Origin of the sequence: Shimazuella soli (assembly GCF_022511585.1) — a bacterium.
GTDB lineage: Bacteria > Bacillota > Bacilli > Thermoactinomycetales > Thermoactinomycetaceae > Shimazuella > Shimazuella soli.
Window position 1 is genome coordinate 96,617 of sequence record NZ_JAKWBN010000003.1, and the last position, 14,510, is coordinate 111,126.

General features: G+C 40.5%; 11 protein-coding genes. 10 read left to right on the forward strand and 1 reads right to left on the reverse strand.

Going from position 1 to position 14,510, the window contains the following annotated elements:
• The first annotated feature begins 25 nt into the window (after positions 1-25).
• Positions 26-1,753, forward strand: a complete 1,728-nt coding sequence (locus MK805_RS08920) for a sensor histidine kinase (RefSeq protein ID WP_240875310.1) — start codon at positions 26-28, stop codon at positions 1,751-1,753.
• A 23-nt stretch (positions 1,754-1,776) separates the two neighbouring features.
• The gene (locus MK805_RS08925) at positions 1,777-2,271 is read left to right on the forward strand and encodes a YwhD family protein (RefSeq protein WP_240875312.1); all 495 of its coding nucleotides are present in this window, start codon (positions 1,777-1,779) and stop codon (positions 2,269-2,271) included.
• Positions 2,272-2,475: 204 nt separating this feature from the next.
• Here the strand turns inward: MK805_RS08925 and MK805_RS08930 are convergent, their stop codons facing one another.
• Positions 2,476-4,512 (reverse strand): transglycosylase domain-containing protein, encoded by a 2,037-nt coding sequence (locus MK805_RS08930; RefSeq protein ID WP_240875313.1) that lies wholly within the window; start codon positions 4,510-4,512, stop codon positions 2,476-2,478.
• A gap of 201 nt (positions 4,513-4,713) precedes the next feature.
• Here MK805_RS08930 and speE point away from each other — a divergent pair, with 201 nt between their 5' ends.
• The 8 genes from speE (at position 4,714) to MK805_RS08970 (ending at position 14,502) form a co-directional block, all read left to right on the forward strand.
• Entirely contained in the window at positions 4,714-5,550 is an 837-nt protein-coding gene (gene speE, locus MK805_RS08935) for a polyamine aminopropyltransferase (protein WP_240875875.1), read from the forward strand.
• 5 nt (positions 5,551-5,555) lie between these two features.
• On the forward strand, positions 5,556-6,434 hold the full coding sequence (gene speB, locus MK805_RS08940; RefSeq protein ID WP_240875315.1) for an agmatinase: 879 nt from the start codon (positions 5,556-5,558) through the stop codon (positions 6,432-6,434).
• A 193-nt stretch (positions 6,435-6,627) separates the two neighbouring features.
• Positions 6,628-7,029, forward strand: coding sequence for a YwiB family protein (locus tag MK805_RS08945; protein ID WP_240875316.1), 402 nt, complete (start codon positions 6,628-6,630; stop codon positions 7,027-7,029).
• A 469-nt stretch (positions 7,030-7,498) separates the two neighbouring features.
• Positions 7,499-8,470, forward strand: a complete 972-nt coding sequence (locus tag MK805_RS08950) for a conjugal transfer protein (protein WP_240875318.1) — start codon at positions 7,499-7,501, stop codon at positions 8,468-8,470.
• 17 nt (positions 8,471-8,487) lie between these two features.
• Complete coding sequence (locus MK805_RS08955; RefSeq protein WP_240875320.1) at positions 8,488-8,778, forward strand: hypothetical protein; 291 nt, start codon at positions 8,488-8,490, stop codon at positions 8,776-8,778.
• 13 nt (positions 8,779-8,791) lie between these two features.
• A complete protein-coding gene (locus tag MK805_RS08960; RefSeq protein ID WP_240875322.1) occupies positions 8,792-9,208 on the forward strand; it encodes a TcpE family conjugal transfer membrane protein in 417 nt (138 codons plus the stop codon).
• Entirely contained in the window at positions 9,183-11,606 is a 2,424-nt protein-coding gene (locus MK805_RS08965; protein ID WP_240875324.1) for an ATP-binding protein, read from the forward strand. Before MK805_RS08960 ends, MK805_RS08965 begins: the two co-directional genes overlap by 26 nt.
• 16 nt (positions 11,607-11,622) lie before the next feature.
• Positions 11,623-14,502: a hypothetical protein gene (locus tag MK805_RS08970; RefSeq protein ID WP_240875326.1), complete on the forward strand. Its 2,880-nt coding sequence runs from the start codon at positions 11,623-11,625 to the stop codon at positions 14,500-14,502.
• The last annotated feature ends 8 nt before the right edge of the window (positions 14,503-14,510 follow it).

Below are 14,510 nucleotides of genomic sequence, written 5' to 3' on the forward strand. Positions count from 1 at the left end.
ATGAATAAAGAACAGGAGGATCAACTTGCAAGAAGATTGCCAGCGTTTTTATACTCGATTTTTATATCACGTGTTTGATCCATGGTTTGTCAGCCATCCTTTTCTATACAGTATTGTCTTAGCTGCTTCTATTCTTTTATTAACCGGCCTACTTTTAATGAGTAATCGAGCTATTGCCCGTTTGCCTAGATATTTATATATGTTCTGTGTTCTGATAATGGTAGCTTTGATCGATACCCTTTCTATGAAACTATCTATATTTCCGGTGTACCTCATCGTCTTTGGGATCGTACTTGTTCGATCAGACCGAGAACGCATCAGTATAATGACATTGTTGTTTGCTGGTGTATACTTAGGGCTTAAAGTCTCTACTTCTTGGTATTCCAGCCAAAATTATGATATGGCTTCTAAGTTTATTACCTTTGTTTTGGTCAGTTGGATTGGTGGCAAGGTACGGCATGCCTTCCATGAACTTCGCTTGATTCGTGGGAAAAATCTCCATTTAGTCAATAAGCTTAAAGAAGCACAACACCGTCTTTGGGATTATAACGATGAGATTGAAGAGACCTATCGAAGGGATTATTTGACGGGACTATACAATTTGGGCGGATTTCAAGAACAAGTTCATCGAGGCTTGGAAAAATGTTGCAATCATGAAGCTTATCATGTTATTAGCATTGATTTGACTGATTTTAAGCGAATTAACATGAAAGAAGGTATAGAGTTTGGAGATCAATTGCTGATTCGCTTAGGCTCTTATTTGAAAAAATATTTGCCTCCTTATGTACACCTTGCAAGATATGATGGTGACCAGTTTGCAATCGGTTTACTAGCGGATAATGCAGATCTTCGTAATGTTCTCCAATCGATTGATATTGTGATGGAAGAACTGCGCAATCAACTTCCATATCTTCGCTATTGTATTGGAACTGCAACCTATCCAGATGATGCAAAAAATGCAGATGAGCTTATTCGCAGAGCAGAGGAACGGTTAGCTATTGAACAGCGGAGAGTACGTCATAATGAAGAAGAAAAACGCCGGCATCTGGAAAAACTATCTGCTGTGGGCCAATTGGCTGCCGGTCTAGCACATGAAATTCGAAATCCTCTCACTTCGATTCGAGGATTTGTTCAAATTTCTGCCAAAGAATCGAGCGAAGTGAAAAAATGGGAATCTATTATCCTTCCCGAAATTGACCGAATTAACGATTTATTGAGACAATTCCTTAATCTGAGCGAGGTTCGGCCTACAAAATACTCTACATTTAGTTTAGATCAGTTAATGAATGATGTATTTAGTTTGATGGAACCTAAGGCTATATTGATGGGACATGAGCTCACTTGCCATCCCCCGAAAAATCCTGTCCAGATGGAGGCAGATGGGGAACAATTAAAGCAAGTATTGATCAACTTGATTCAAAATGGTCTTGACGCACTTGTTGTAAAAGGAAGAGTTGAACTGAGTTGGAAAGAAATGCGAGATCGAGTTTGCATTCACATCCACGATAGTGGAGAAGGAATCAAACCTGAAAATATGAACCGTATTTTTGATCCGTTTTTTACGACAAAAGATGAAGGAACTGGTATGGGGTTATCTATTTGTCACCGCATCATTACAGAACATGGGGGACAGATCCATATGACTAGTCTCCCGGGCAGAGGTACTACTTTCCATATTCATATCCCTCGTGTTTTGGAAGATTCCTCTTGTATGGAACCCGATTTAGAGGCTAATCTAGAGATTAGTAGCTAAAGGTATGATGAGGGGGATTTCTGATGGATGAAAAAAAACAAAAGCCACAGTTTCAAATTGTTACTGGAAAATCGACAACACACGGTGCTTACCATACAGGTGTTTTAAATCTTAGCAATTTATCTGCTCTCTGGGTAAACAAAGATCAAGCCAAGATTGATCTTGGACTGATTCATGCAAAAAGTGCATTGGAACGTGGAATAAAATTTACGACGAATAAAGATGAAGTAGATGGAGAATTGTACTGGGTTGTCTGGGTAGCAGTTGATCGGAATGAGCATGGTCCATATTATGCTGGAGTTGCAGCATGTCCAATGATTGTTAATAAGGAAACTCGAAAAGGCTGGAAAAATTTGGCCCATCATGTGAACCGTATGGACGATGCATTAAAGCGAAAAATTCGTTTAGATGAATTGGATCAACAAGAAAAGAAACAATTGAAGGACTTTCTCATCAAACATGACCCAAGCATGTGGGAAAACAGTACGGTTGAATTAAAGACATTACTGGCTGAATAAGTGACAATAATATGAACATACATTAGAAAGTATTGTAAAATATTGTAGTTGTGTTAGGATTACAATGTTTGGAACCTTACTAGGACACAAAAAAGGCGGATTTCCACCATTTGGTAGGAGCCGCCTTTTTTGATGATGTTTTTAACCTGATTGATTACTCTACCTGACTAATGTTAGTGAATTTGCTCATCTGAAGTTGATTATTCAAAAGCCTAACCATTTTGCTATTTGGTCTACTAATGATGGAGAGGCAGATGAAGCCGGAGGGTTTTGCCCTTGCTCCTGTACAGGACAGGGTATAGTTGGTTCAGTCCCCTCTGCGAAGTACTCCATTTTTTGACTTGGGCAGTTTTCATTAGCCAAGTATCCAGACTTTTCATCGATATAGACAGATTTTACGCCTGCTGGAATACTAAACATCCCAAGTGGCTGGTACGATGCTACTTGTCTCATGTATTTTCCCCAGATATACTGGGACAGCCTTGCTTTATCATGGGGAAGGTCTTTTCTTTTGTCATAGCCTACCCATACTGTTGTTAATAAATTTGGATTATACCCGATCAACCATCCATCACGGTCAGTGGTACCTGTTTTTCCTGCTATTGCTCCAGAAAACATTTGTTTCACTCTGTGACCTGTACCGCCAGACTGAAATACACTCCGAAGTAAATTTGTCATCAAAAAAGCATTGGCTGGGGTAGTAACCGTCGTTGACTTCGGTTCGTTTGAGACAATAATTGTCCCATCAGAAGCGACAATTTTACGAATGCCAAACAATTCTTGTCGGTTTCCATTAGCTGCAAAGGCAGTATAGGCTCCTGTCATTTCAAATGGAGTGACTGGATAGCTTCCAAGAGCAAGCGATGGTGTTGCGGACAGATTGCTCCTTATCCCAAGTCGTTTTGCCATCTCTATTTCTTTGTCGATCCCTATTTGAAACTCTGTGGTAACTGCATAGATGTTATCAGATTTGGCAATAGCTTCTCGTAACGTAATTGGTTTATTTGCATAGTTTTGCTGATAATTGCTAGGATGATAAACGCTATTTCCATAAGGAAAAGAAGTAGGCTGACTCATAATCTTTGTAATAGGAGTAAACCCATGTTCCAATGCGCTTAAATACAGGATTGGTTTAAAGGATGATCCTGGTTGTCGATGGGCAAATACACGATTATAGGGAGAGGATTGATAGTCTCGACCTCCCACCATCGCTTTGATTTGACCCGTGCGAGGATCAACAGATAATAGTGCACCTTGCAAGTCTGGATGATTCAAAAGTGTAGTGGTCACTGCTTTTTCAGCGTCTTTTTGCATTTTTTGATTTAAGGTGGTATATATTTTTAAGCCGCCGCTGCGAACCCAGCTCTCATCTAATCCAAACTGATCTACTGCTGTGCGAATGATGTAATCACGAAAATAGTTAGCCCTCTGGGTTTCTAGTTTGGTTGGACTATGAATTGCAAGTTTACCAATACTCGCCTTATATGCTTCTTGTTTGGTAATCATATGGTTTTGAGCCATAAGATTTAAAATAATGTGTTGTCTTGCTTTCGCTCGTTGGTAATGATCATATGGAGAATAGTATGCCGGCCCTCTAGGTATCCCTACCAAAAAGGCGCATTGAGATAGATTTAATTTTTCGACTGGTTGTTGGAAATATACTTGGGAAGCCCGATTTACGCCGTATGCTCCATTGCCATAATAGATTTTGTTCAGATACATCTCCAAAATTTCTTGTTTACTATAATGAAGTTCGAGTTGAATCGTGAGCAATGCTTCTTTTATTTTTCGACTCCATGTGCGATCATGAGTGAGGTACAAGTTTCTTGCCAGTTGTTGAGTAATTGTACTTGCGCCTTGGGTTACGCGGCCGGCTTTTATATTAGCCCAAGCAGCTCTTATGATGCCTTTTATAGAAAAACCAAAATGGTGATAGAAATTTTGGTCTTCTACAGCAAGAGTGGCCTCGACTAAAGCTTTTGGAATTTTACTCAAGGGGACAGGCTCTCGCAGTTCTCCATTATCTATTCGATCCATAAGTTTGTTTTGATCGTCATAGATCATGCTGGATGCACCAATATCTGGCGGTGGTAACGGTTTAGATTTGAGATAAAGAACGAGAACGAGTAGACATACAGAGCAGATAAATCCACAGATGATAAGGTATCGAAGGATATTTTTCATTTGTTTCAAGCGTCTCCACCAAGTGAAACCATCGATAGAGTTTGAATCACTCTTCATGCTGTATTCCTCTTTTCCACGACCATACTAGTAAAACTTCAAGCATAGTTTGTGGGAAAAAGAGGAAATTCATTCATTTTTATAGAGTCATCCTGCAAAAAACTTTCATCTTTGTAGAAGATACGATAAGTTTTTATATGGACTTGGATAGGATAAGGACAATACATCTTCTATACGTAAGGGAGAAATGACAAAATGGATATGGAATTATGGTATACAGAAAAACAGACGAAAAATCATGGTATTACTACAAAAATAAAAAGAACACTTCACTCAGAGGTCACTGAGTTTCAAACATTGGATGTCGTAGAAACACATCAATTTGGAAATCTGCTCGTGTTAGATGGCATGGTGATGACAACAGATAAAGATGAATTTGTCTATCATGAGATGATTTCTCATGTAGCACTTCATACCCATCCAAACCCAAAACAAGTGCTGATTGTTGGTGGAGGCGATGGTGGAGTAGTTCGTGAGGTACTAAAACACCCTTCAGTAGAGCGTGTTGTATTAGCAGAGATCGATGGCCGGGTAATTGAAGCCTCCAAAGAATATTTCCCAGCTATTGCGTCAGGTCTGTCTGACCCTCGTGTTGATATTCAAGTAGTAGATGGTATACGTCATATTGAAGAGCATCCAAATACATATGATGTTGTTTTGATTGATTCTACAGAACCTGTTGGGCCAGCCGTAGGATTGTTTCAAAAACCTTTTTATCAAAAAGTGTCAGAAGCATTGAAAACAGACGGAATTATGGTTGCACAAACAGAATCTCCTTGGTTTAACAGAGACCTTATTCGTCAAGTCTATGCTGATATCTCCAGTACTTTTCCAGTAACTCGTTTGTATACAGCAAGCATTCCTACTTATCCAAGCGGCTTGTGGAGTTTTACCCTTGGTTCCAAGCAATATGATCCATTAGAGGCAGATGAGACAAAGTTCGCTGTACTGGATACCAAGTATTATCAAGCTAGTATGCATAAATCATTATTTCAACTCCCTGTATTTGTGCAAGAATTGACAGAAAATAAGGAGTAACAGTCATGCGATTTGATGAAAAATACGCAGGAAATGTGTTTATTGGGGCTTCAGATGATATAGATGCATCAATTGCTGTATTGTATGGTATGCCTATGGATTGGACCGTGAGTTTTCGACCTGGGGCCCGCTTTGGGCCCAGCCGAATTCGAGAATCCTCATTGGTACATGAAGAGTATAGTCATTATTTAGGTCGTGAACTTACAGAGATCTGTTATTACGATGCAGGAGATATTCCCCTTGCTTTCGGAAATCCAGAAAAGAGTTTGCAGCAAATAGGTGATTTTGTAAGGAAAGTGCTCGATTTGGGGAAAATTCCGATCGGTATGGGTGGGGAGCATTTAGTCACTTGGCCCGTAGTAGAACAAGTGGCGAAAAAGTATCCGAATCTAGCAGTACTTCATTTCGATGGACATGCTGATCTGCGCAGTGATTATGAAGGCGAAATGTATTCTCATGCAACTCCGCTTTATAAGATCTCTCAGTTAATCGGTGGAGAAAATGTATATCAGTTTGGTATTCGCTCGATGACAAGAGAGGAAGTAGATTATACAAAATCAGCGGGTATTCATTTTCATCCCTTTGATGTTTTGCAGCCTTTAGAGCAAGTGTTGCCGAGTCTTGCTGGAAGACCTGTGTATGTCACGATAGATATTGATGTGTTAGATCCAGCTCATGCTCCAGGGACTGGAACACCAGAACCAGGCGGGATTACCACTCGAGAGTTACTAAGCAGTATCCATGCTATAGCTCGTTCATCTGTTCATGTGGTTGGAGCAGATTTAGTAGAAGTAGCCCCAGCTTATGATCCTACAGAAAAAACACCGATAACTGCGGCAAAAATCATTCGGGAAATGTTATTAGGTTTTATAAAGAAAACTTGACGACTGACAAGCCTTTTAAGGCGCTGACAGAGTCTTAGTTGCACTTATGCACCTCAGACAAGGGCACAAGTCTCGCTACGTCGCTGTGCTCCTAGTCTCGCTTTGTAGATAAGATAAAATTTATACTTTCTTATCTACTCAAATAGGGCTTCTTTACGCCCTATTTCTTTATTCTACAGAAGAGGTGAACGGTATGCTCAAAACCCTGTATATAAAATCAACCATCCATGCAGTAGACGGGGATCATCCAGAGGTGATCGAACAACAATTTGATGCAGAATTTTTGCAAATCGAAGACGAAATTCAAATTTTATATCAAGAGGGTGAAGGGGAACAGATCTCAACCGTAAGGATATTTTCCTATGAAAATAAAATGATAATATTACGAAATGGTCCTATCCGCTACCAACAAACGTATGTAACAGGAGAGCCTACTCTCTGTAAGATGGAGTTACCTGGAGGCCAAATAGAGGTGGTTGTCAAAACTCACTCCTATTTCAGGACTTCCGAAAGTATCAGTTGTCAGTTTACTTTAGAAGAGAGCAATCAAATGAAATTAGGAGATTACCAATTAGAATTAGAATGGAAGTTGTAAGTGCTTTCATAAATTTAACAAAACAGCCATATTTAGCGTAATTAATTATTTTGTACGAATTCCGTTAAAAAATCTAAAGTTGAATTTTATCTTTTAGATAGACAAAGTCTTATAAATTGCCTTATACTACAGACAATGATACTACTCAGAAAGCAAAGGATATTTGGCAGATTTAGACATTTAATTATCTGCAAAAATAATTGGATTGCTACAAATTATCGAGTCGAAGCTTTCACCTTTACTTTATGAAGAAAGGTCGTTATTCCAAATGAATTACTTAAAAATTTAATATCTTTAATTAAAGGCTTAATTGATTCTTCCGTTTAGCTCCTATTTTTCCACAATTATCAATCGAGATAACATGCTTCTTTTTTTGAATCATATAGTCAACTTAGAATGGATGTTATAAAATGTTCTCAGGACCTAATGAATTATTTTATCTGATATTGGCTTGAGGGAGGGGATTACCTTGAACCCGACAAGAAACGCACGATTGAAACAAGTCGCTAGAATTGTTATTTATGCTGTCTTGGTAGTCTTCTTAATTCGAAATTTAGTAGATGTCTACTTCCAAATAGCTGGGAGAGACGAACCAGCTGTACAACAGACGAGTACATCTAATGAAGTACCGGATACAGCAAAGAGTGTCGCGAAGTTATTTTTAGAAAATTGGTATTCCATCAAACCAGATGGTGCAGATGATGACCGCATTAAAAAGTTAACACCTTTTATAACGCCAAACTTATATAGTTATATCAGCACCAATGCGGATTTGAGGATCAATACGGATCAAAATCAGACCTCTGGCACTGCAACGCAAAATTCAACAACGCAAAATTCAACAGCATCAAATAACTCCACTACAACCAATACATCTTCAACAGGGGATCAGCAGCAGCCATTTCAAGGTGTGAGTGCAAAAGAAGTGGATATTTGGCAGGCTACATGGAAAGATCAAAAAAACAATATAGCTCAGGTCGTAGCCCGATTGCAAACAAATGATGACAAAGCACTTTTCCTTGCTCTTCCAGTAGTAAAGTCAGGCAGTACTTGGCAGGTATCAGCACTCCCAGCTTTGATAGCAGAGCCAGAAGGAGTTACAAGTACAGACGATCAAGATCAGCCGCAAATTGATATCCCGCAAAAAGATGCGATGCAGACGGTATTAGAAGATTTCTTCAGTGACTGGTTAAAAGGTCACACAGAGGCCAGCGCACTCTATATGGCGAATGGGAAACCAATACCAACAACGAATTGGGAAGAAAACCTGAATGCCCAATTTGTAGGAGTCCAGCAAATACTGCCAGACAGTAATGATAATCCATTAAAAGTAAGTGTTTATATCTCGATGAGAGATTCGAATAATGTGGAGTTCCAATTGAATTACCATGTAACATTCCAAGAGAAGAATGGGAAATTGTTTATTGTTTCCATTAATTAAAACAAGGGGGACTTAAAATGTTGCATATTATTGAACATATACCGACTTTTTTGGATGGGCAAGTCGACAAAAATTTGTTCCAAAACGCAGCACAATGGATTTTGGGACAAGCGAGCTGGGTTATTGTAGCAGCTCTTGTGATTTTGGGTTTACGTGCTTGGATGAATGGCAGCTTGATGACCCTTTTCGGCGGAATCGTCGTCGCAGGTATTCTCTTTCTCTTCACTGGAACAGATGGTACAGCTGGAAAAGGAATGTTAAACAGCCTTTCGAAAGCTGTACAAAGTATACTCTCTAATGGTAAGTGAGGAGTCGAGATAAATGAGGCCTGAAAGAATCATAACTTTTGATGCGGTATGGGGTTTGAAAAAAGTTTTCTACCATATCGAACGCTTTCGCCTCCCCATACCCGTCAGTCTTTCTGAGTTATTAATTATCGTTCTTTTAGAAGCATTTTTTATCTTTATGGGCAATATTGTTCCGTGGATAACTACTACTATCCCGCCTGTTTTCCGTTTTGCAATTATACCATTTGGCGCAGCGTGGCTACTCTCTCGGGTTGATTTGGAGGGTAGACCGCCTTATCAATATTTTTGGAGCTCTCTAACCTTTTTATTTTCACACAAACTTTGGTCCAGAGGGGTACCTATTCCAGATGTAACCGAAGAAGGAGATTACCAACTAACCCATATGGTTGGAGGGATAAAACATTATGCTACCGATACCGACACAGATTGAAAAGAATGTTGCATTTATAGAAGGACGACCCTGGGCATTTTACCGGGTCATCCCTTTTTCATATTCACCTCTATCTATTGATGGCAAGAAAAACGAATGGATGAATGCCACTCAGTTTTTTCGCCAGATTCAAGAACCGGGATTAACGGCTCAAATGTGGATGATGCGCAGGCGTTTTAACTGGGTGGATTACCTTGATAGATTGGTAAACACAGTAGAGAGTGAACGAAGACATAAAGCTTATGAATCTATGAATACATGGCTCAACTTAATCGAGCGTGGTACATTGCCAGATTATGATTTTATCGTTGCTTTTGAGCTGCCTCTTCCCATACCGCAAAATTATAAATGGATTACACAAACTTTTGGGATACCTATACGTGCCCTTGAAGCCTTTCTTGGACTTGGAAAACGTGTATTTAAAGAAGAAAAAGAATATGCACTGGAGAAATCTTTTGATTATTCGTGGTCAAAGCGGGCATTTGAGGAGAGAGCAGGATCTCTCAGTCGTCTTGACCCGCTGATGGAACATGAAATTGCAGATTTTTACCGCCATCATTTTTACCGGGGTATGCCACTCAAACCATTACCTCAAGCCATGCGCAGTGTGTGGCCAAAAGGTCAGCAAGACTACGCTTGGCTTGCTGAAGGCAGCCGGGCTTATGGTTTCCGTTATGTGCTATGTGATCAAGAAAATGAAAGTCGTTTTGTCAGTTTCATCACATTGGGATCTTTTCCTGATGAAATTTACTCCCCTGGAACAGAGCTCTTCCATCAGCTCTCTAGTGAGTTTGATTTCCCAGTGGAAGCGATGTTCCGCTGGAAGATGATCGCAAATAAGCAGGCGACAAGCATGGTAACGAGAAAACGCAAAGATATCAAAGATGCTACGAGCCACATTGGACAAGTAGATCAAGTTCCACTTGATTTAATGCAGCAAGAAAGTATGGCGGAAGGCCTTGAGTTTGAATTGAAGAAAAATCGGCCGCCGATTTTGGACAGCCGGGTCGTATTTGTGGTCGATGGATACGATCAAGAAGAAGTGAACAGTCGTTCCGAGCAAGTGATCAACTTCTTTGACCGCAGAGGTTTTGTGGCAGCAAGACCTACAGGGGAACAACGAAATCTATTTGAAGCTTGGCTGCCAAATGACCGTTACCCTGCCCGCGGGTATGTGAAGAAAATGCTGCCGGAAGTTGCTGCTTCCATCGTTATGCCTGGAGCATCGGAAATTCTAGGAGATCCAAATGGTGTCCCAGTAGGTTTGACACGTCGTGGTTCTGTTGTGAAATTAAATCCAGAACGAGGACCGCAGATTAACCAAAATGCTTCGATGGTCATTACAGGGACCCTTGGTTCTGGTAAATCACATACATTGAACAACCTTATCCATAAAACAGCCCTATTCTGGGGAGCTCGTATTTTCGTAGTTGATCCAAAAGGAGAGCGGAGTCACTGGGTGGGACGTTTACCAGGATTGGAAGATCGTGTTCACGTTCTAAAGTTAGACGGCCGGCAAAACCCAGGAGCTTTAGATCCATTCCAACTGTTATCGCATGACCCAGAATTTGCAAGTGAGATCGCTGTATCGGTTATCTCCCAGTTTGAAGGGAATCTTTCCCGTGGAGATAAGAATATGCTTCTATCTGCTGCGGAAAGAGCATTAAAACATGAAAATCCGAGTATGTCGAAAATGGTGGAGGAGCTGCACAAAGACGAAGATGGCCGTGATCTTGCAGAATACTTGATGCGGATTGCCCGCCTGCCTCTCGGGAAACTAGTGTTTGGCGAAGGTAATGGCGTGCGTGTTCCCGATAATGGAATTATCCTGCTCCAATTGGAAGGTTTAGAGCTTCCACCTGAAAAACAACGTGCCAATGGGCTTAGACAAGAAGCGTCTGTAGCAGTTATGTCTATGACAGCTATCTTGGCTGAACAATTTGTTTTGCGTGGTACAGGTGGGGGATTCCGTGTTGCGGCACTAGATGAGGCATGGATTTGGCTGCGTACAGATCAAGGGAAATCACTCGCTAACCGCTTAGAGCGTGCTGGACGTTCTGCTAATGCTGGTATTTGGTTTGCGACCCAAAACCCTTCCGATATAGACAATGAAATCTTGAATAACGTCAGTGTCTATGTATGCTTAGGGACAAGTGATGAAAATGAAACAACGCTGGCTATTGAAGCGCTCAATTTAGATGTAAATGATGAGGGATTGCGCAATGTACTTCAGCAAAGACGGAGTAAAGCGCTGTCTGGTTACGGATATATGAAAGATCTAGAAGGAAGATCAGGATTTATTCAATTCATTACCCCAGAAAAAGACTTAGTAGAACTCTTTAATACCAAACCAGAAGCGAGTGAAGCATCCAAAGTGGTTTCAGAGGGCGGCATCTAGAGAAAGGGGTGAAGTTGTGAAAAGGTGGCAGCGTTTTTTAGCAATGGTGTTATGCACCATGGTGTTTGTACTAGCAATGTCTTCTTCAACTGCTAATGCCGACAGTCCAAACGATCAAAAGAATTATGACACACCGACTTCTGGAGACATCCTTCCAAAGGATAAGACAGATAAGAACAGTAAATCCATGTTTAAAAGATATGGCCTAGCTGCACTTCAACTTGATTATGTGCAAAGCTTAGGACCAGACAAAGACAAACAAGAATTTGCGAATTCATGTGTCTCTACTGATGGCGGTTTGGCCAAGAGTATATATAATACTATTATAAAAGGGGTAACAGGAGAATGTGCATCTGGTGCAGTAACGTATAAATTTGGCAAGTCGGTTGGAAAGTATTTTGATGTCTCCTATTACATCAACATATTAAACACAATACTATGGCAGCAATATGTCGGTTGGGCTGCTTTCGCAACATACTGGCTCACATGGGCTTTTAGTTTAGAGATCATCAATATTATTATTGATTCTTATAATCGTGCAATAGAAAGTGTCCAGAAAACAGTTTGGGATCCGATGATGTATTTGATGTGGGCGGTAGCTGTTGCTTGGATGGTTTACTACTGGATAGTTGGAAAGACCACACAGTTGTGGTCCACGTTTGTAAAAACTATTCTTGTCATTGCTTTATCGGCTACGCTTTTTGCCAATATGGGGAATTATTTACAGACAATGACGCGAGTCAGCCACATAGTTGGGGTAACCATTCTAACTGGTATTACAGGTCTAGCTCAAGATGATAAGATCAACTCTGAGTCTGGAGAAGCACAACAGGAAGCAGTCAGCAATGCGCTGAAAGAAAATTTGTATGGCATCTTTATTGATTTGCCATATATGCTCGTTAACTTTGGCAGTCCAGAACTGGCAAATAAGATTCCTTGGCAAAATGTACTAAAGGTAGGATACGATATGGGAGGGGATAAACGAGCGGATGTAATAGTTAAAGCATATAATAAAATGAAAGACCAGAACGATAAAACAGGCATGGATCAAGTGATGTGGTTAACTCCTAGTAAAGCAGTCGACCGGCTTGTTAACTCCTGTATGGTCATGTTTTTTGCGACAATCGGGATATTTTGTTTTGCTTATGTAGCTGTTTTGGCTCTTATTTGGCAGTTTATTGCCTTGGGGCGGGGATTGGCCTTTGCTTTTTATTTGATCATGAGCCTTTTGCCGACTTGGGGTTTAGAGCCTGCAGTAACAATATTGTGGAAAATAGGCCAATCCCTATGTATGTATGCGGTTATGCTTGCGTTTTTGGGAACGGAAACGAAGTTAGTATATGATTTTGCTACAGCTGACCAAGTTCAAAAGGCCGGATTGATAAATACATGGGTAATTATTATTTTATTGACACTGGCATTTCATCGAGCACTTGGAGAAGTTACTCAAAAGCTTGCTAATATCCCACTTGGAAACGGAAGATATTTGCAAGGTTACAGTACAGAAGCACAAGATGCCCTCAAGAAGGCTTATAACATAGCAGAAAAAGGTGCCGGTTATGCCATCGCAGGTGTTAGTGCTATGTATGGCAGTGCTGGTGGTGTAAAAGCCGGTATGGCTATCGCTAGAAGAGGTGTAGGCGGAGCTGCGCAGCAAGGGATAAATCATGGATTGGAAAAAGTAGCTGATTATCGAAGTGATCAGCGAGATGAAAAGAAAAAGAAACGAGACGAAGATCGAGATTACGAAGATCGCAAAGAGGGCCTAAATGAAGATGATGCAAAATTTGCAGATCAAATGCGCAGAGATTATGGCGTGGATGTAACAACTGCAGAAGGCCGAAATAGATTAGAACAATTAAATCCTGAACTAGCGAAAAAGAAACAAGAAGAACTCTATCGTATTCGCGATAACGCCATGGCAAATGCGATGGCAAGACATATGCCGTTGCCAGATAAAATGCCAGCTAAGGGTACTCCAGAATATGATGCACTTGTAGCGCAATTTGGAAAAGAAAATGTTGAGGACTGGCAGACAGCCCAAACGGCAGAGATGGCAAGATTTAAAAATGAAATGGATAGTTATAAAAAATTAAACTTAAAACGAAAAGCGATGAAGCCAAAACCACGTATTGAAACGAAAAATATAAGAGAAATGTTTGAAGGTTTACAGTCAGTAAGAGCTGAAGGTATTCAAAATGAGATTAATAGAGTTACTCAAGCAGCAGCTATGGGTCCACAAGTCATCGAGCTCAGTCATTTTGGGAAGGATCTTACTAGAAGGAACCAGAAAGTTGTGTTTTCAGGTGACTTTGGAAAATATTTGCCTTCAAATGAAGCAGAACGTAAGCAAGCTATGGCAGACCTCGAAAAACAAGCGATTGAGAGGTTGGAAAGTTTGGGTCTGAACGTTGGGAATATTCCCGACAGCCCTGTAACCATTAAGGTAGATATGCCTGTGAAAGGTGGAACAGGTACTCAAAAAGTAGATATTAAGGTATCTGGTCTCAATGCTCAACAACAAAAAATACATCAACAGTTTGATGATAGTGCCTTAGCGATGAAGATCAATGAGATCCTTGAGCAGAAGCGGGGCGGTATGGTTTCTCCTGATGAACTCCGTAAGACAATTGCCGATATGCAAGCAGAGTTTACGAAAAATTTAGCTGGCTCGGCGAAAGCACCAGCAGTATTTGAAAACTTTGTAGGTAAAGCTGGCTTAGATATGAACCAAATGACGGATATGTTAGGAGCAATGCTTCAAATTGATATGAAAGACCTGTACACGTACAAAGATCGGATGGAGAAAATCTCCAAACGATTGAAAGATGTGGAGAGGAAGCAGCAGCAACAAAGACCACCTAACACCCCACCACCTGGCGGCAGGAAACCTTAAGGAAAAGG

Coding starts and splice junctions, on each gene's coding strand:
- MK805_RS08960 (WP_240875322.1), top strand. CDS start 8,792: ATGAGGCCTGAAAGAATCATAACTTTTGATGCGGTATGGGGTTTGAAA.
- MK805_RS08925 (WP_240875312.1), top strand. CDS start 1,777: ATGGATGAAAAAAAACAAAAGCCACAGTTTCAAATTGTTACTGGAAAA.
- speE (WP_240875875.1), top strand. CDS start 4,714: ATGGAATTATGGTATACAGAAAAACAGACGAAAAATCATGGTATTACT.
- MK805_RS08930 (WP_240875313.1), bottom strand. CDS start 4,512: ATGAAGAGTGATTCAAACTCTATCGATGGTTTCACTTGGTGGAGACGC.
- speB (WP_240875315.1), top strand. CDS start 5,556: ATGCGATTTGATGAAAAATACGCAGGAAATGTGTTTATTGGGGCTTCA.
- MK805_RS08965 (WP_240875324.1), top strand. CDS start 9,183: ATGCTACCGATACCGACACAGATTGAAAAGAATGTTGCATTTATAGAA.
- MK805_RS08955 (WP_240875320.1), top strand. CDS start 8,488: ATGTTGCATATTATTGAACATATACCGACTTTTTTGGATGGGCAAGTC.
- MK805_RS08945 (WP_240875316.1), top strand. CDS start 6,628: ATGCTCAAAACCCTGTATATAAAATCAACCATCCATGCAGTAGACGGG.